Raw genomic sequence first — 17,545 nt, 5'->3', positions numbered from 1 at the left:
CGCGATGCCCGCACGCCTCCTCCTCGCCCTGATCGCGGTGACCCCGATGACGATCCACGCGAAAGACACCTGGACCACGCCCGCCGAGGCCTCCGCGTTCCGCACCACGCCGTCCTATGCGGAGACCCAGGCCTTCCTGCGCCGCCTCGCCCGGGCCGCCCCGGACACCATCCGGCTGGAGACCTTCGGCACGACGCCCGAGGGCCGGCCGATGGCGGTGGTGATCGCGGCGAAGGACGGTGACCTCACCCCGGAGCGGGCGCGCGCGGCGGGCAAGCCGATCGTGCTGCTACAGGCGGGCATCCATCCCGGCGAGATCGAAGGCAAGGACGCCGGCCTGATGCTGCTGCGCGACTTCGCCACGATGCACCGCCTGCCCCATCTGCTCGACCACGCGGTGCTGGTCTACATCCCCGTGTACAGCGTGGACGGCCACGAGAATTCCGGGCCGTACTTCCGCATCAACCAGAACGGCCCCGCCGAGATGGGCTTTCGTGGCCAGTCGCAATACCTCAACCTCAACCGCGACTACGTCAAGGCCGACGCCCCGGAAACCCGCGCCTGGCTAGCCTTGTGGAACACCTGGCGGCCCGACCTGCTGATTGACATCCACACCACCGATGGCGCCGACTACCAGTACGACCTCACCTGGTACGCCGAGGATCCGCACAAGCTCCCGCCATCGATCGCCGCCTGGCAGAAGGCCGCGTACGAGGAAGGCGCGATCCCCGCCTATGAACGACTCGGCCATCTCGCCGCGCCCTATCTCGAATTCCGTGACGGGCGCGACATCACCAAGGGCATCGGGAACTTCGGCTCCGGCCCGCGCTTCTCCACCGGTTATGCCGCGATCCGCAATCGTGCCGGGCTGCTGATCGAGACGCACATGCTGAAGTCGTACGAGGTGCGTGTCCGCGCGACTTACGATGTCGTGCGCAGTGTGCTCGATCACGTGAACAAGGACCCGGCCGCCCTGCTGAAGGCCTCGAAGGATGCCGACGCCTGGGCCGCCTCGCTCTCGGCGAAACCCGGCGCGACGCTGCCGGTCACCTTCAAGGAAGACCCGGCATCGAAGCCGTTCACGCTGAAGGGCTACGCATTCACGCAGACCCGAAGCGATATCTCCGGCGACCTCTGGGTGCGATACGACCCGACGGCGAAGAAGGATTACACCATCCAGAGCTGGAACGACCTCCTGCCCGACGTGGCCGCGCCTCTGCCTGCCGCGTGGGCGGTTCCCGCGCAGTGGACCGATGTGATCGAACGCCTGGACGCCCACGGCATTCCCTACACCCGCACCGCGACAGCCATCCACGTGAGCGTCGACGCCGACCAGCTTTCGCAGCCGAAGTGGGCGGACAAGCCTTTCGAGGGCCATCACATGCTCCGCGATGCCGCCATCGCGGCCGTGAGGGAAGACATCGAACTGCCCGCCGGCACCGTCATCGTCCGCTCCGACAACGCCGACGCCGTCCTCGCGATCAACCTGCTCGACGCCCGCGCGCCGGACTCCATGCTGCGCTGGGGTTACCTCAACGCGATCTTCGAACCGAAGGAATACGGCGAACCTCGTGTCGTGGAAGCCCTGGCGCGAAAGATGATCGCGGAAGATCCGTCACTGAGGGCGGCATTCGAAGCCAGGCTCAAGAGCGATCCGGCCTTCGCGGCGAGCCCGCGCGCGCGCCTCGCCTTCTTCTTCGAACGCAGCCCCTGGTACACCGCGCAGAAGGTCGGCGCGTATCCCGTGTTCCGCCTCGATGACGCAGCGTTGAAGACGCTGGATGTCGCCGCTCCGGCGAAGGCCGGAACCTAGCGCCTGCGAACAGGCGCCTGGGTCAGGCCACCACCTCGAAAGGACGCATCATCTCGTTGGCCTCGTGTTCGGCGAGATGGCAATGCCAGGCGTAACGCCCGGCGTAGCCGTCGAAGGTGGCGACGATGCGGGTGATCATGCCCGGATAGACCTGCACCACGTCCTTCCATCCACGCTCGTGCAACGGTGGCTCCTGTGCCGGCCCCACGTAGCGGATGGTCTTCTTCGCCACGTACTCGTCCACGTCGAAGGGGCGGCGGTCGAGGATCTGGAAACGCACCAGGTGCAGGTGGATCGGGTGGGTATCCTCGGTGAGGTTCACCAGGTTCCACGACTCCGTCGCACCCAGCGTCACCGATTCCGTCACCGGATCGTGCCACCGCTTGCCGTTGAGCAACATCAGCATCGGCGTGGCCACGCAGTCGCTGTATTCGTCCAGCGTGAGTTCGCGGGATTTCGATGCCGATGTCCCGGTCACGCGTGGCAGGTCGCGGAGCACGTCGGGAACGCGGCTGTCGTCACGCACCTGCCCTTGCCCCACGGCGAAGCGCATCAGCGGCAGGGCATCGTTCATCAGTTCCACCGCGCCACCGCGCAGCGCCGAGAAATCCACGACCACGTCCAGTCGCTCCCCGGGCGCCATGAAGACCGATGTCATGGTCGCCGGCGCGGCGAGCAAGCCCTGGTCGGAACCGATGACCTGGAACGGACGTCCGTCGCGGAAACGCAGGTGATAGAAGCGTCCGTTCGCCGCGTTCAGCACGCGCAGGCGATAGCGGCGCGGTTGCACGTCCGCGCGGGGAAGGATGGCGCCATTGACCAGCGTGAGGTTGCCGAATACCTCCGGCACCCATGGGGCCTTCGCATCGCCGGAATCGGGGTAGTAGAGGCGGCCATCGGTGCGCAACAGGCGATCCGCGAGCACCAGCGGCAATTCCTGTTCGCCCGACGGCAGGCCCAGCGAAAGCTCGTGCTCGTCACGCAACAGATAGAGGCCCATCAATCCGGCATACATGTTGAGCCGATTGATACCCATCGCGTGGTCGTGATACCAGAGCGTGGCCGCGTCCTGCGCGTTGGGGTAGTGGTGCCGCCGGGACTTCCCGGGCACGTACCAGTCTTCCGGATAGCCATCGTCCTTGCGCGGCACCTTCGCGCCGTGGAGATGCACGATGGCGCGCACTTCGGGCTTATCCGCCTCCGCGCCGCAGATCGCGTGATCCACCGGGAGGAAGTGACGCGCCGGCAGCGCGTTCTCCCACACCACGTCGAACGCCTGGCCACTGCGCGCTTCGATGGTGGGCCCGGGATAGTGCCCTCCATAGGTCCACAACGTGGTCGGCGGCAGGTCGCGATGCAGCACCTGCGTGGTCTCGGCCATGCGCACCCGCAACGGCTTGCCGGGGCCCGGACGCAACACGGGAGGGATCGGCAGGACGTCGACGAAAGGTGCGAGCCGGGTGGGGTCGACCAGGCCCGGCATGCGGGTGGCGTCGCCCATGGCATGCATGCACAGGCTGTTGCCGACCTGCCCCGCCGGCGCCTGCATCGCATGCATGTCGTGCGCGAACAGCCGCGACGGGATCCACCCCGCCGCGGCCATCCATCCCGCCGTCGTCAGGAAGCGACGGCGATCAACCATGCCCACCGTTCCCGAACGGCCAGTACGGCCAGCCGCCCGGATGCTTCGGCTGGCCGGTCGACTCGTCGAGGATCAGCTTGCGTTCGAACAGGCGCGGCAGGAAGAAGTCGAACATGCCGTCGAGACGGCCGGCCTGCACGTCGGTCGAGCCGCCGCCGATGCGCTGGCTGTCGAGCCAGTTGTCCTCGATGAAACGGGTGATCGAGCTCTGGTCGGTCACCGAATGGTCGACCATGTTCTCGCGTGCCCACGGGGAAACCACGACCAGCGGCAGGCGTGGGCCGAAACCGCAACGACCCTGCGCGGGCGTCTGGCCATCGAGACCGGGCAAGGTGCCACGGCCGTTGCATACGCCCGCGCCGTCCAGCGCGTCGGTACGTCCCGTGGAGGCATTCATGCGCGGCGGTTGCTGGTGGTCATACCAGCCGTCCGAATCGTCGTATGCGATGACGACGGCCGTATCGCGCCATTCGCCGCTTTGCTGGAGCGCGTTGATCACGTGAACGAGGAAGGCCTGCTCGTCGATCGGATCGGAGTAACCCGCGTGGCCATCCTGGTAGGCAGGCGCCTTGAGGAAGCTCACCGCCGGCAGGTTGCCCGCGTCGAGGGCATCGTAGAAGTCCTCGATGTCGTACTGGTGGTTGGCCTGGTCGGTCTTGCCGATGGCCGCGATGGAGGAAGGACGCGCGTGCGTCGGGTTGGCCGTCGAGGGGTAGTACTGGAACGGCGCATGGTGCGGACTGTAGTCGTTGGAACTGGCGTTGGTCACCTTCGACAAGGTGCGGCGCGTGCAACCCGTGCTGCCGTCGGGATTGGTGCGGGTGAGGTCGAAACCGCCCTGGAACCAACCCCAGGTGATATTGCGGTCGTTGAGCAGGTCGCCGATGTTGCGGCCGCCCATGGTCGCCTGGTTGGCGGTGGGTGAAGAGCAGACGTCACCGATGGGGTCGGGGTCGCCGATCATCGTGAGGCCGCCATGGCCGTCGTCGGTCTCGGCACCCGTGCCGTTGAGGGTGGCGACGACGCCGGCGGTCTGGCCCGCGATCAGGTTGAGCGCACCCGGCGTGGACGGGCCGAATCCCGTGCCATAGCTGTTGTCGCTCATGGCGAAGTTCTGCGCATAGTTCCACAGCGCGGTGACGGTGTTGCCATCGTAGTAGCCCATCACCTGGCCCTTGCCTTCCTGCGTGGGATCGCCGCCGGGCAAGGCCTCGCCACGGCCGGTGTATAGCGGGAACAGGTCCATCTTGCCGCCGTCGAAGGCGCGTTGCTCGGAGGTGTAGCCGTGGTCCTGGTCGGCGGTGGCGGCTTGCGCGCGGGCGAGGCGGAACGGATTGATCGCGGCGTCGCCATTGCCGGTGTTTCCGGCATTGGGATTGGTGGTAAGCAGGGCGTGCGTGAGGCCGTTCACCGGCGGCGTGAACGGCCGCGCGTAGAAGGCCGGCTCGCCGCTGGGGTTCGCCGCGAAGGGATAGGTGCCGAAATAATGATCGAAGGAGACGTTCTCCTGGAAGATCACCACCAGGTGCTTAATCGGCGTGGCGGTACGCGGGTCCTTGTTGCCGTGACCGCCATGACCGAAACCGAGCGCGCTGGACGCAGCCTCGGCGGGGGTACTGACGACCTGCTGCGCCGCGACGATCGACGCGGCGGAAAGGGTGAGCACGCAGGCGATGCCCGCGGCCAGTAACTTGCGCATGACGGATGCTCCTCGGAGGTGGATCGACCGATTGCCTTGGGCCGCATCCCCTGTCATGCGGTCGCCGCAGCGTAGGAAGCCGGTATGACAATCCGGGGACATTCGCCGCGAGTTATTGCGAAATGCGGGGAACCATGACTTTCGTCACAGTCGGCCCTGCATGGAGGCCGCAGCGGATATGCTGGGGAGCAACGGTGCCGGGGGCACCGTCATCGACACCATGAAAGAGGGAAATCCATGACCAAGCAGTATCTGAAGCCGCTCGCGCTGGCCCTGGCCGTCGCGCTCGCCGGCACGGCGTGCAGCAAGCACAACGATGCCGACACGGCGGTGCCCGGTGGCAACCAGCCCGCCACGCCCAGCAGCGCGGCCCCTGCCACCTCCGGCACGGCCGCGGCGGCCAAGCCTGCCGGTCCGACGTTCAATATCGCCGACCTGGACACCGGCATCGATGCGTGCGGCGACTTCAACGGCTTCGTCAACGCCAAGTGGGTCGCGGCCAATCCGATTCCCGAAGACCGCACCCGCTGGGGCGCCTTCGACCAGCTGGCCGAGAACAGCCTCAACACGCAGCACGACATCGTCGACGCCATGGACAAGGGCGCGGCCAGCGCCAAGCCCGGATCGATCGAACAAAAAATCGGCCTGCTCTACCGCTCGGGCATGAACGAAGACGCCATCGAGAAGGCCGGCGTCGAACCGCTGAAGCCCGAACTGGCCAAGATCGACGCCCTGAAGACCTCGCAGGACATCGTCGATTTCCTCGACACCAGCTTCAACGACGGCAATGGCTACGTGTTCGGCTTCGGCTCGGGTGCCGACTTCCAGAACGCGAAGATGCAGATCGGCTACGCCCAGCAGGACGGCCTCGGCCTCCCCACGAAGGATTACTACACCGATCCGAAGCAGGCCGAAAACCGCAAGGCCTACGTCGCGTACATCGCCAAGACCCTGACCCTCGCCGGCGTGCCGGAAGACCAGGCGAAGAAGCAGGCCGACGAGGTCATGAAGTTCGAGACCCAGCTCGCCGCCGCGTCGCTCGCGCCGGTGGAGCTGCGCGCTCCGGAAAACCAGTACCACTTCGTCACCGTCGCCGAAGCCAACAAGGCCACGCCGCATTTCGACTGGCAGAAGTTCTTCGCCGCCCAGGGTGTCAATGTCGACAAGGGCTTCTCGCTGTCGCAGCCGAAGTTCTTCAAGGAGTTCGACAAGATGCTGGCCACCACGCCGGTATCGACCTGGCAGGCCTACCTGCGCTTCCACGCCATCGACAGCGCGTCGCCGTACCTGTCCAAGGCGTTCCAGGACAACAAGTTCGATTTCTACAACAAGACCCTTTCCGGACAGCCGCAGCAGAAGCCGCGCTGGAAGCGCGTGCTGGCCACGGTCAACTCGTCGATGGGCGAGGCGCTGGGCCAGCTCTACGTGGCCAAGGTGTTCCAGCCGGAAGCCAAGCAGCGCGCCAACGAATTGGTCGACAACGTGCGCAACGCCCTCAAGGCGCGTATCGAAAAGCTCGACTGGATGAGCGACGAGACCAAGCAGAAGGCGATCCAGAAGTGGAACACCTTCCTGCCCAAGATCGGCTACCCGGACAAGTGGCGCGACTGGTCGGGCCTCGACGTGAACGGTGAGAACTACTACGGCAACATGTTGGCCGCGAGCAAGTTCAACTATCACTACGACATCGCCAAGATCGGCCAGCCGACCGATCGCCTCGAGTGGGGCATGACCCCGCAGACGGTCAACGCTTATTACAACCCGACCGACAACACGATCAACTTCCCGGCCGCCATCCTGCAGCCGCCGTTCTTCGACGCCCATGGCGACGACGCGATCAACTACGGCGGCATCGGCGCGGTGATCGGCCACGAGGCCAGCCACGGCTTCGACGACGAGGGCAGCCAGTTCGACGGCGACGGCAACAACAAGAACTGGTGGACCAAGGAAGACCGTGCGAAGTTCGACGAGCGGACCGCCAAGCTGGTGGCCCAGTTCAACGAGTACGCGCCGATCAAGGACCACCCGGACCTGCACGTCAACGGCAAGCTCACCCTGGGCGAGAACATCGCCGACCTGGGTGGCCTGAACGTGGCCTACGACGCGCTCCAGGAAGCCCTGAAAAAGAATCCGCAGGAAGCCCAGGAGAAGATCGACGGCTATACGCAAGATCAGCGCTTCTTCCTCAACTGGGCGCGCGTGTGGCGCAGCAACGTCCGCGAGAAGCAGGCGATGCTCTACCTCAACGTCGATCCGCACGCACCCGCTTCGCTGCGCGCCATCGGCGCACCGTCGAACATGGAAGCCTTCGCCTCGGCGTTCCAGTGCAAGCCCGACGCGAAGATGGTCCGTGCCGCCGACAAGCAGGTGAAGATCTGGTAACGGCGACACGCCATCGCTGATGGTGCCCAAGGCGCCGCACGCAAGTGCGGCGCTTTTTTTGTTTGGAGCCGAATCGCTCGGCCGGGAGCCGACTGCAACCTTTTTGCTGGAAGCCTTCTTTTGTGGGGGCCGACTTTTGTGGGGGCCGACTTTTGTGGGAGCCGACTTTTGTGGGAGCCGACTTGTCGGCGATGGGTGCTTGCCTCGACCCGGCCCGCTGCCGCGGGATCGCCGACAAGGTCGGCTCCCACCAGGTTAGGGCAAGCACCCATCGCCGACAGGGTCGGCTCCCACCCGGTTGGGGCAAGCACCCATCGTCGACGGGGTCGGTGCTACCAGAGGCCGGCCTCCTCATATAGAAGCCCCTGCCACCAGAGCATCCACCGGGCCCCGTCTTCATGTAATTGCAAATCGTTCTCATTAAATTTACGATATGCGTCCAGACGGGTCCCGTACCCGCGTGCGTCTCGTTCCAGGGAACGACCAGAACCCAGCCCAGCGCGTCCTGAAAAAGGCCGTGCGACGTTGGTGCGTGCGCGGACGAAGGCCGTTCCTCATTCGTCTTCAGACACGCAAGGGAAATCTCCATGGCCTTCATCAAGAGCCGCAAGCACGCCGCTCCCGCGGTGCGTACCGTCGGTGCCGCCGTCCTGCTCAGCCTCGCCCACGGTGCCGCCGCCAGCGACGTGCCCGCCGATATCGCGGCGCCGCCCCAGCAGGCCAAGGTCAATGATGCGCAGGCCCTGCCCGGCATGCAGGTGGATGCCGACCGTGGAAGCGACTACCGCGTCGACAAGGTTTCCTCGCCGAAATTCACCCAATCACTGCTCGACACCACGCAGACCATCCAGGTGATCGGCAAGCAGCTCATCCAGCAGCAAGGCGCCACCACGCTTACCGAGGCACTGCGCAACAGTCCGGGCGTGGGCACCTTCTTCGTCGGCGAGAACGGCTCGACCAATACCGGCGATTCGATCTACATGCGCGGCTTCGACACCTCCGGCAGCATCTTCGTCGACGGCGTGCGCGACATCGGCACCGTGTCGCGCGACGTGTTCAACATCGAGCAGGTGGAAGTGACCAAGGGTCCGGACGGTACCGAATACGGCCGCACCGCGCCCACCGGCGCCGTGAACCTGGTGACCAAGCAGCCGCTGCTGGGCAACGGCATTTCCGGGTCCGTGCAGGTCGGCAGCGGCCAGCGCCGCCGCGCCACCGCCGACTGGAACCAGTCGATGGGCAACGACGCCGCGTTCCGGCTCAACGTGATGGGCCAGGACAGCGGCGTCTACGGCCGCGACCAGGTCGAGACCAACCGTTGGGGCATCGCGCCCTCGCTGGCCTTCGGCCTGGGTACGCCAACCCGGGTGTACCTGAATTACCTGCACATCAAGCAGAACAACGTGCCCGACGGCGGCGTGCCGACCATCGGCCTTCCCGGCTACAGCAGCCCCGATGCGCGCGCCTTCCTCAACGACGCGGGCAAGGTCGATCCCGATAACTTCTATGGCACCGGCCAGGATCACGACCATGTCACCCAGGACATGTTCACGGTCATCGTCGAGCACGACTTCAACGAGAACCTGGCGCTGCACAACACCGCGCGCTGGGGCCGCACCACGCAGGATTACCTGCTCACGTCCTTCATGGGCTCCGCCGCGAACCTGCGCACGCCCGATCCCGCCAATCCCTCGACGTGGACCATCGCGCGCAGCACGCCGACCTTCAAGCATCAGTCCAACCGCATCGCCACCAACCAGACCAACCTCACGGCGACGATCGAATCCGGTGCGGTCACGCAGAACATCAGCACCGGCATCGAGCTGACGCAGGAGCAGGCGCGCACGATCGGCCTGGGCGCGCTCGGCGGCAGCACCTGGCCGGCCGCCAACCTCTATCATCCGTACTCCGACGTCGGCGGCCTGCGATATGGCGAGACGGGAGCCACGAGCGAAGGCAAGACCAATACCGCCGCGGCTTATTTCTTCGACACGCTGAAGTTCGGTGAGCATTGGCAGGTGAATGCCGGCGTCCGCCTCGACCACTACAAGACCGACTTCAACAGCCTCGTGGTCTGCGGCGCCCGCAACGGCCCCGCCTGCGGACGCCTTCCCGCCGGAAGCATCGTTCCCGGCGTCGATACGAGCATCAGCGACAACCTGGTCAACTACAAGATCGGCGTGCTGTACAAGCCGGCGGCGAACGGCAGCATCTACGTCAACTTCGCGCAGTCGCAGGAACCGCCGGGCGGCAACACCCTCACGCTATCGTCCTCCGCAAGCAGCGCCGACAATCCTAACTTCGATCCGCAGAAGGCCCGCACCGCCGAGATCGGCACGAAATGGGACCTGCTCGGCGAGAAGCTGCTCCTTACCGCCGCGCTCTACCGCACGACGGTCACCAACGAGCTGACCCAGGACCCGACCGACCTCCTGTACTACCAGGTCGGCAAGAAGCGCGTGCAGGGCATCGAGATCTCGGCGCTGGGCAAACTGACCGAGGATTGGGCCGTCAGCGCCGGCTTCACCACGATGGATGCCACGGTCGAGAAGGGTGCGGGCGTCACGGCCAACGGTTCCGACGACCTGGCTTATACGCCGAAGAAGGCCTTCACCGCCTGGACCACCTACCACCTGCCCTTCAACCTGACCATCGGTGGCGGTGCGCGTTATTCCGGCGAATTGCAGCGCGGTACCGATGGCGCGATCGGCACGCCGGCCTATACCAAGGCGTATTGGGTATTCGACGCGATGGCGAGCTATCCGGTGAACAAGCACCTGGACATCCAGCTCAACGTCTACAACCTGTTCGACAAGGAATACGTCGCCGCCATCAACAAGAGCGGCTACCGCTACACTCCGGGTACGCCGCGATCGGCCATGCTGACCGCCAACGTGCGTTTCTGATCGACCGGAGGAAGGCCGCCATGCTGATGCACATCCCCGACGTCCTCGACAAGGAACAGGTCGCCGGGATACGCGCGGCACTGGAAGGCGCCGAGTGGACCGACGGACGACAGACCGTCGGTCCCCAGGGTGCGAAGGTCAAGCGCAACCTGCAACTGCCCGACGCGTCGCCGTTGCGGCGCGAGCTGGGGGACAGGGTGGTGGCCGCGCTGAGTCGCCATCCGCTCTACCATGCCGCCGCCCTGCCGCTGCGCACGCTGTCGCCACGTTTCAACCGCTACGAAGGTGGTGGCGAATACGGCTTCCACATCGATGGCGCCGTCATGTCGACCGGTCAGGGCGACACGCATGTCCGCAGCGATATCTCCTGCACGCTCTTCCTCAGCGAGCCGGAGGAATACGATGGCGGTGAGTTGATCGTCAGCGACACCTACGGCGAGCACGAGGTGAAGCTGCCGGCCGGCGACGCGATCGTCTATCCATCCTCCAGCCTGCATCGGGTCACCCCTGTCACCCGCGGCGCACGCATCGCCTCCTTCTTCTGGGTGCAGAGCATGGTGCGCGACGATGGTGCGCGACGTCTCCTGCTGGAGATGGACACTGCCATCCGCGCGCTTTCGGCCAGCGGTGCCGACCAGGCATCGATCCTGCAATTGACGGGCGTCTACCACAACCTGTTGCGGCGCTGGGCGGAGACCTGAGCCCCGGTTTCACGAAAGGTAGGCACGGGGGCCTCGCGGGCGGATAATTGGCGCCCCCTCGATGTCTTGGCTTCCCAAACGCATGTTCCAACCCGGTCAACGCTGGATATCCACCGCCGAGCCTGAGCTCGGTCTCGGCACCATTCTCCGCGTCGAAGGACGCAGCGTGCAGGTGCTCTTCGCCAAGTCGGGCGTCCTGCGTCCTTATGCGGCGGACAGCGCTCCCCTGATCCGCGCGGAGTTCCGGGCCGGCCAGCGCGTGTCCGGCAAGGGCATCGCCTTTCTCGTCGAGCGCATCGAGGAACGCGAGGGCCTGTTCGTCTATCGCGGCGAAGGCCGCGAACTGGAGGAAGGCCAGCTCGACGACGAACAAGCGTTGTCCCAGGCCGACGATCGCCTGATCGGCGGCCGCACCGATCCCAACGACCGCTTCGACCTGCGCCTGGAAGCCTTGCGCCGGCGCGCCGATGCGCGCCGTTCCGCCGCATGGGGCCTGGAGTCCGCCCGCATCGGCCTGGTCCCGCACCAGCTGCGCGTGGCCGGCATCGCCTCCGCGCGACGTCCGCCCCGCGTCCTGCTTGCCGACGAGGTGGGCCTGGGCAAGACGATCGAGGCCGGCATGATCCTGGCCCGGCAACTCGCCGCCGGACGTGCCGGGCGCGTACTCGTCCTGTTACCGGAAACCCTGGTCTACCAGTGGTTCGTGGAACTGCTACGCCGCTTCAACCTGTCGTTCTCGATCTTCGACGAAGAACGTTGCGAAGCCATCGAGCAGGCCAGCGACGGCCGCAATCCGTTCGAGGACGAACAGCTGGTCATCTCCGATTTCGCCTTCCTCGAATCGTCGCCGCGCCGTGCCACCCAACTCGTGGAAGCGGGATGGGACCTCGTCGTGGTCGACGAGGCGCACCACCTCGAATGGACGCCGGAAGGCGCCAGCCCGCGCTACCGCCTGGTGGAGGAACTGGCCTCGGCGACGCCGGGAGTGATCCTGCTCACCGCCACGCCGGAACAGTTGGGCCGCGCCGGTCATTTCGCCCGCTTGCGCCTGCTCGATCCGCAGCGCTACGCCAACCTCGAGGCCTACCTCGCCGAGTCGGCGGGTTATGGTCCCTTGTCCGATGCGGCCAGCGCGCTGGCGGAAGGCAAGCCGTTGAACGACGAACGGCGCGCCTTGCTCGCCGACCGCTTCAAGGGCGACCGCGAACTGCTTGCCCTGCTCGATCGCGCCGACGCGACCGGCGAGCTTCTCGCCGCCCTCATCGACCGCCATGGCACCGGCCGTGCGATGTTCCGCAACCGGCGAGCCGGCATCGGCGGCTTTCCCCGTCGCACGCCCGCCTTGCTGATCATCGACCCGAACACGCTCGACGCGGGCCGTCGCGATGCCCTGCTGGCGGAATTCCGTTCGGATATCCAGCAACCGCCCGCGGCGCTGGAGTTCGACTATGCCGACGACCCGCGCCTCACGGCGCTGATCGGCCTGCTCGAATCGCATCCTGCGGACAAGTTCCTGCTCATCTGCCGCAGCCAGGCCAAGGTGATGGCGATCGAGGACGCGTTGCGCACCCGGAGTGGCGTCGGCGTGGCCCGGTTCCACGAGGGCCTGGGTATCGTCCAGCGCGACCGTAATGCCGCGTTCTTCGCCCAACCCGATGGCGCGCGCCTGCTGCTCTGCTCGGAAATCGGTTCGGAAGGGCGCAATTTCCAGTTCGCCCATCGCCTGGTCATGTGGGACCTGCCGCTGGACCCGGACCTGCTCGAGCAACGCATCGGCCGCCTGGACCGCATCGGCCAGAAACACGACATCGTCGTCCATGTCCCCGTCGTGGAACAGAGCGCGCAGCATGTGCTCGCACGCTGGTACGACGAAGGCCTCGACGCGTTCCGCAGCAGTCCCGCCGACGGCCGTGAACTGCTGCGCCGCTTCGGCGCCCTGCTCGCCACCCTCGCCGACGAACATGCCCGCGAAGACGACGACCGCGACCAGGAACTGGATGCGCTGATCGCCGAGACGCGCGGTGCGCACGAAGAACTTTCCGCCTTGATCCACGCGGGACGCGACCACCTGCTCGAACTCGCCGCCAGCCGCGATCCGCACGCCGATGACCTCGCGACCAGCTTCGCCGCCGAAGACAAGGACCCGTCACGCGACGCGTTCATCCAGCGCCTGTTCGAAACCTATGGCGTGCACGCCGAGGAACTGGCAACCGATATCGTGCTGCTCGATCCGCAATACCTCTCCACCGACGGTCTTCCCGGCTTCGCCGACGGTCCGGTCTCGGTCACCTTCTCCCGCGAGCTGGCGCTCGCGCGCGAAGAACTCCCCCTGCTACGCCTGGACCACCCGATGGTGCTGGCCGCGGTCGACCTGCTCGTCTCCGGCGAGGACGGCAACGCCGCCTTCCTCGTCGACGATGCCCTTCCCGTGCGAACCGCGTTGCTGCAAACGGTGTTCGTGCTGGAGATCGTGGCCGAACGCACGCTCGATGCCGGTCGCTTCCTGCCGGCGACGCCGCTGATGCTCACCGTGGACACCAAGCTGGGGGAACGTGCGTCCTTCCGTCCCAGCGACGTCGCATTGCGTCGCGCCTCGGACCGGAACATCGAGGTGCCGCGCTATCGCAAGTTCCTGTCCAAACTCGTCCCGCCGATGCTCGAACGCGCGCAGGACCTCGCCGAGGCGCGTGCGGAAGTACTCAAGGCCGAGGCGCTCGAAGCCGCGCGGCACGAACTGGATGCGGAACACGCCCGCCTGGTCGCGTTGCACGCGGTGAATCCGTCGATCAAGGACGAAGAGGTCGACGCCATCGCCGCCGAACGCGACGCCCTGCTCGCCGCCATACCCGAAGCGAGGTTGCGCCTGGACGCCGTCCGCTTCGTGGTCAGCCCGGACTTCCTCGCCCTGCGCTGAGCCTAGAACCGCTGGCGTGGCGGCGGCCTGACGCCCCACGCCCAGAGCAGCACGAGGCCGGCCGCCAGGCCACCCAGGTGGGCGAAATGGGCGACACCGGACAACGTGCCGGTGACGCCGAAGACCAGCTCGGCGACGCCGTAAAGGGTGACGAAGAGCCAGGCCGGAATGCCGATCGGGATCGGGATCAACATCAGCTTCTCGCGCGGGAACAGCATCGCGAACGCACCGAGCAAGCCGAATACGGCACCGGACGCACCCACCGTCGGGTACATGCGATCGGGCTCGAACAGGTACACCACCGCCAGTTGCGCCACCGCGGCGGCGACCAGGCATACGAAGTAATAGATAGTGAAACGCCGCGTGCCCATCACCCGCTCGATCAGGCCGCCGAACATGTACAACGCGTACATGTTCAACACGATGTGCATCACGTTGCCGTGCATGAAGCCGTAGGTGATCAGCTGCCACGGCCGGAAACCGATACCCGCCACGCCACCCGCGCCGAGGTCGACGGCGATGTCGTGACCGAACGGCCACAAGGCGAACCAGCGCGTCAGCGCCAGGGTGTCCTGGTCTTGCAAGAGATACTGCAGGGCGAACACCAGCACGTTCGCGATCAGCAGGTTCCGGGTCACCGGAGGCAGGTTGGTCGGCATCGGCGCGGCGTCAGGCGGCGAACGGCGTGGGCTGGAGGATCTCGATCCAGTACTGGTCGGGATCGCGGATGAAGGCGATATGGCGCATGCGCCCATCGCTCAGCCGTTTCTGGAAGGTGACGCCGAGCGCCTCGAAGCGCGCGCACGCGGCTTCGACGTCGGGCACGCTCACGCAGAGGTGGCCGAATCCGCGCGGCTCGCTGTTTCCGTTGTGATACGCGAAGGACGGGTCGTTTTCCGTGCCATGGTTGTGCGTCAACTCGAGCACGCCCGGTTGTCGCAGCACCCATTCCTTTCGCGCATCGTCGTCATCGGGAATCACCCCCTGGTCGCCGACCAGCACGAGATAGACGATGGTGAACGCCGCCTCCGCGAACACGCTCTTGTACACGGGAGTGAAGCCCAGCACGCGCGTGTAGAAATCCAGCGAGACGTCGAGGTCGCGCACGCGGATCATCGTGTGGTTGAACACATAGCCATGGGTCGCCGCGTCGGGCGTGGCGGTGACGCCGGGGAGCGACGTGAGGTCGGAGAGCGGCATGGGGCGATTCCTTGGGACAGGTCCCAAGGGTGGCTGCGCCGGCGCCGCAATTCAAGCGGCGGCGCGGGCGGCATCAGGCGCTCCGCAGGTTCCGGCGGTCCAGCGACAGCAAAAGCAGCACCGTCGCGAGCGCCGCATAGGCCGCGACGAACTGCCACACCAACGATCGCGACGCCGCATCCAGCGTCCACGGCAGGTAGACCGACCCGATCGGCTGCACCGAATGGATCAATCCGCACGCGGTGAGCAAGCCACCCAGTGCCACGATGCCTGCTGCCTTGCGCACATGCCCGTCGATCATCGCCACCACGAAGCTGGCCCAGATCATCGAGGTGATGATGAAGCCATTGCCGAGGATCACGATCACCGCCATGGCCGATACGCCATGCGTACCGTCGGCATACAAGGCGGCGAAATGCGCCGGATCGACGATCGAGGGATCGCCGAGCTTGATCGCGACCATCCGTGCGATCGCCGGAAAGAAGCTGAAGACCACGGCACCGGCATAGCGCAACGGCGTCGCTTCGAAGGCCTGCGTGGTGATGCCGATCGAGACGAAGACGAGGATCGGCGCCAGCACGGCCACCGGCAGCAGTTCGACGAGATTGGAGAGGTAACCGAACACCCCACCCAACCCGATGACCAGGCCGGTGACCAAGGTGTATCCGGTGCGTGCGCCCATCGCCTTGTACGCGGGCTGCCCGATGTACGGCGTGGTTTGCGCCACGCCGCCGCAGATGCCCGCCACGAGCGTGGCGAGCGCCTCGACCAGCAGGATGTCGCGCGTGGGATAGTCGTCACCCGCCGCGCGGGCGCTTTCGGTGACGTTGATGCCACCGACCACCATCAACAGGCCGAACGGCAGGATCAACGGCAGGTACGGCAGCGTCGCCGGCAAGCCCTGCACGAAACCGAGGTTCGGCCACGGGAAGCCCAGGCGCCACTGCCATCCCGCGGGCGCGTGGTAGCCGGTTCCAAGCAACCCCGCCGGGCCAAGCCCGTAGTAGAGGATCACGCCGACAAGGAAGGCACCCAGCACGCCGGGCATGCCGAACGGCAACCGTCGTTTCGCGATCAGTGCATAGAGCACGATGCCAAGGCCGGCGAATCCCACCACCGGCACGCGCAGGATCTCCACCAGCGGCAGGAAGCCCATCAGCACGAGGGCGATACCGGCGATCGATCCGAGCAAGCCGGCTCTCGGCACCGTGCGCTGGACCCAGGCGCCGAAGAACGAGAGGACGAACTTGAGCACGCCCATCACGACCAGCGAGGCCATGCCCAGGCGCCAGGTGGCCTCTCCCGCCGCCATGGCGTCCATGCCCGCCTGGCGGTAACCGGCGAATGCCGGGCCCAACACGAGCAGGGCCATGCCGATCGTGGTGGGCGCGTCGATACCCAGCGGCATGGCGGTGACATCCTGCCGGCCCGTGCGCGCGGCCAGGCGATGCGCCATCCACGTATAGGCCAGGTTGCCGAGCAGCACGCCCAGCGCCGTGCCGGGAAACATGCGGCGGAAGACGAGGTCGGCCGGCATGCCGAAGATGCCGATCAGCGCCGTGGCCATGAACGCCAGCAACGAAAGATTGTCGACGACCAGTCCGAGGACACCGTTGAGATCGCCACCGCCGAAGCGGCGTCGCGAAACCGTGGACGCGGCCATCAGAACGACACGTCCGCGGGCTGGGTCACGCGAAGCACCGACTGGTCGCCGGTCTTCGCCTTCCAGGCGGCGCGGATCGCATCCACGGCGGCGCGCTGCGCGGGGGCATCGGCGTAGAGGAGGACGACGAGCTTGGACCGCAGGCGCTCAGGCTGCGACTCGTTCGCACCCTGCCATTGCCCGTAGGCTTCGATGACGGTCAATCCACTCGGAAAGCGCGGCGTCACCTCCTTGTCGAGAAAGGCCCGCCAGGCTGCTTCGTCCACGCCGCCCTGGCCGCCTGCCGGCCCGAGACCGAAATAAAGCTCGGTACGCACCCATCCTTGTGCGCTTCCCGGGTGTGCCGTGTCACCGCTGAGCGTGGCGCTGGCCACGCTTCGATGCACCGGCGCGGAACAACCCGCCGACGCGAGCAACGAGGTGGCCAGGAACAAACCGGCGAGCAGCTTCATGCGAACCCCTAGGAATGACATCGAACGGACGTCCATACGGCCAGGCGTCCAGCTATCGGCACAGCGTACACCGCAACGCAACAAATGGGCGAGGTGGGCTCGGCTTCGCCCTCGCGGTTGGGGTGTGCGGGGCAGAGCCGTCGGCCGCCACCCTCGTCGCTCCGGTTGCACCG

The 17,545-nt window shown here is 66.3% G+C and carries 11 protein-coding genes; 5 read left to right on the top strand and 6 right to left on the bottom strand.

The features are described from left to right. Window positions 1-4 precede the first annotated feature (4 nt). On the top strand, window positions 5-1,813 hold the full coding sequence (locus tag ACR9ZJ_RS05685) for a M14 family metallopeptidase (RefSeq protein WP_481287153.1): 1,809 nt from the start codon (window positions 5-7) through the stop codon (window positions 1,811-1,813). A gap of 22 nt (window positions 1,814-1,835) precedes the next feature. Here ACR9ZJ_RS05685 and ACR9ZJ_RS05680 read toward each other — a convergent pair whose 3' ends face one another. Together ACR9ZJ_RS05680 and ACR9ZJ_RS05675 are read right to left on the bottom strand one after the other, a co-directional pair. Further along, complete coding sequence (locus ACR9ZJ_RS05680; RefSeq protein ID WP_481287135.1) at window positions 1,836-3,455, bottom strand: multicopper oxidase family protein; 1,620 nt, start codon at window positions 3,453-3,455, stop codon at window positions 1,836-1,838. After that, window positions 3,448-5,154 (bottom strand): phospholipase C, encoded by a 1,707-nt coding sequence (locus ACR9ZJ_RS05675; RefSeq protein ID WP_481287134.1) that lies wholly within the window; start codon window positions 5,152-5,154, stop codon window positions 3,448-3,450. The genes ACR9ZJ_RS05680 and ACR9ZJ_RS05675 overlap by 8 nt, the downstream gene beginning before the upstream one ends. A gap of 237 nt (window positions 5,155-5,391) precedes the next feature. Between ACR9ZJ_RS05675 and ACR9ZJ_RS05670 the strand changes: the two genes are divergently transcribed. The 4 genes from ACR9ZJ_RS05670 to rapA all read left to right on the top strand — a co-directional run bounded on the left by ACR9ZJ_RS05670 (window position 5,392) and on the right by rapA (window position 14,057). Next, window positions 5,392-7,536 (top strand): M13 family metallopeptidase, encoded by a 2,145-nt coding sequence (locus tag ACR9ZJ_RS05670; RefSeq protein WP_481279587.1) that lies wholly within the window; start codon window positions 5,392-5,394, stop codon window positions 7,534-7,536. Between the two features lie 587 nt (window positions 7,537-8,123). Continuing rightward, window positions 8,124-10,442 carry a catecholate siderophore receptor Fiu gene (locus ACR9ZJ_RS05665; protein WP_481287133.1) on the top strand — a complete coding sequence of 773 codons (2,319 nt, stop codon included), beginning with the start codon at window positions 8,124-8,126 and terminating at the stop codon, window positions 10,440-10,442. A 20-nt stretch (window positions 10,443-10,462) separates the two neighbouring features. Next, on the top strand, window positions 10,463-11,143 hold the full coding sequence (locus ACR9ZJ_RS05660; protein ID WP_481287132.1) for a Fe2+-dependent dioxygenase: 681 nt from the start codon (window positions 10,463-10,465) through the stop codon (window positions 11,141-11,143). Between the two features lie 82 nt (window positions 11,144-11,225). Further along, a complete protein-coding gene (gene rapA / locus ACR9ZJ_RS05655; protein WP_481287131.1) occupies window positions 11,226-14,057 on the top strand; it encodes an RNA polymerase-associated protein RapA in 2,832 nt (943 codons plus the stop codon). Window positions 14,058-14,059: 2 nt separating this feature from the next. Here rapA and ACR9ZJ_RS05650 read toward each other — a convergent pair whose 3' ends face one another. From ACR9ZJ_RS05650 to ACR9ZJ_RS05635, 4 genes are all read right to left on the bottom strand, one after another. After that, window positions 14,060-14,716 carry a rhomboid family intramembrane serine protease gene (locus tag ACR9ZJ_RS05650; protein WP_481279583.1) on the bottom strand — a complete coding sequence of 219 codons (657 nt, stop codon included), beginning with the start codon at window positions 14,714-14,716 and terminating at the stop codon, window positions 14,060-14,062. Between the two features lie 10 nt (window positions 14,717-14,726). Further along, window positions 14,727-15,257, bottom strand: coding sequence for a lactoylglutathione lyase (gene gloA / locus ACR9ZJ_RS05645; protein ID WP_481279582.1), 531 nt, complete (start codon window positions 15,255-15,257; stop codon window positions 14,727-14,729). Between the two features lie 73 nt (window positions 15,258-15,330). Next, window positions 15,331-16,920 (bottom strand): hypothetical protein, encoded by a 1,590-nt coding sequence (locus ACR9ZJ_RS05640; protein WP_481287130.1) that lies wholly within the window; start codon window positions 16,918-16,920, stop codon window positions 15,331-15,333. Next, a complete protein-coding gene (locus tag ACR9ZJ_RS05635) occupies window positions 16,920-17,372 on the bottom strand; it encodes a DUF3574 domain-containing protein (RefSeq protein ID WP_481287129.1) in 453 nt (150 codons plus the stop codon). Before ACR9ZJ_RS05635 ends, ACR9ZJ_RS05640 begins: the two co-directional genes overlap by 1 nt. Between the last annotated feature and the right edge of the window lie 173 nt (window positions 17,373-17,545).

The sequence above is a fragment of the Luteibacter sp. KNZ12-1A genome (genome assembly GCF_056755675.1).
Note: the sequence above shows the minus strand (reverse complement) of the source record. Positions and strands in the feature narration are given on the sequence as shown.

Bases quoted from the DNA above. Each gene is read 5' to 3' on its own strand.
- ACR9ZJ_RS05685 (WP_481287153.1), top strand. From the start codon at position 5: ATGCCCGCACGCCTCCTCCTCGCCCTGATCGCGGTGACCCCGATGACG.
- ACR9ZJ_RS05680 (WP_481287135.1), bottom strand. From the start codon at position 3,455: ATGGTTGATCGCCGTCGCTTCCTGACGACGGCGGGATGGATGGCCGCG.
- ACR9ZJ_RS05675 (WP_481287134.1), bottom strand. From the start codon at position 5,154: ATGCGCAAGTTACTGGCCGCGGGCATCGCCTGCGTGCTCACCCTTTCC.
- ACR9ZJ_RS05670 (WP_481279587.1), top strand. From the start codon at position 5,392: ATGACCAAGCAGTATCTGAAGCCGCTCGCGCTGGCCCTGGCCGTCGCG.
- ACR9ZJ_RS05665 (WP_481287133.1), top strand. From the start codon at position 8,124: ATGGCCTTCATCAAGAGCCGCAAGCACGCCGCTCCCGCGGTGCGTACC.
- ACR9ZJ_RS05660 (WP_481287132.1), top strand. From the start codon at position 10,463: ATGCTGATGCACATCCCCGACGTCCTCGACAAGGAACAGGTCGCCGGG.
- rapA (WP_481287131.1), top strand. From the start codon at position 11,226: ATGTTCCAACCCGGTCAACGCTGGATATCCACCGCCGAGCCTGAGCTC.
- ACR9ZJ_RS05650 (WP_481279583.1), bottom strand. From the start codon at position 14,716: ATGCCGACCAACCTGCCTCCGGTGACCCGGAACCTGCTGATCGCGAAC.
- gloA (WP_481279582.1), bottom strand. From the start codon at position 15,257: ATGCCGCTCTCCGACCTCACGTCGCTCCCCGGCGTCACCGCCACGCCC.
- ACR9ZJ_RS05640 (WP_481287130.1), bottom strand. From the start codon at position 16,920: ATGGCCGCGTCCACGGTTTCGCGACGCCGCTTCGGCGGTGGCGATCTC.
- ACR9ZJ_RS05635 (WP_481287129.1), bottom strand. From the start codon at position 17,372: ATGAAGCTGCTCGCCGGTTTGTTCCTGGCCACCTCGTTGCTCGCGTCG.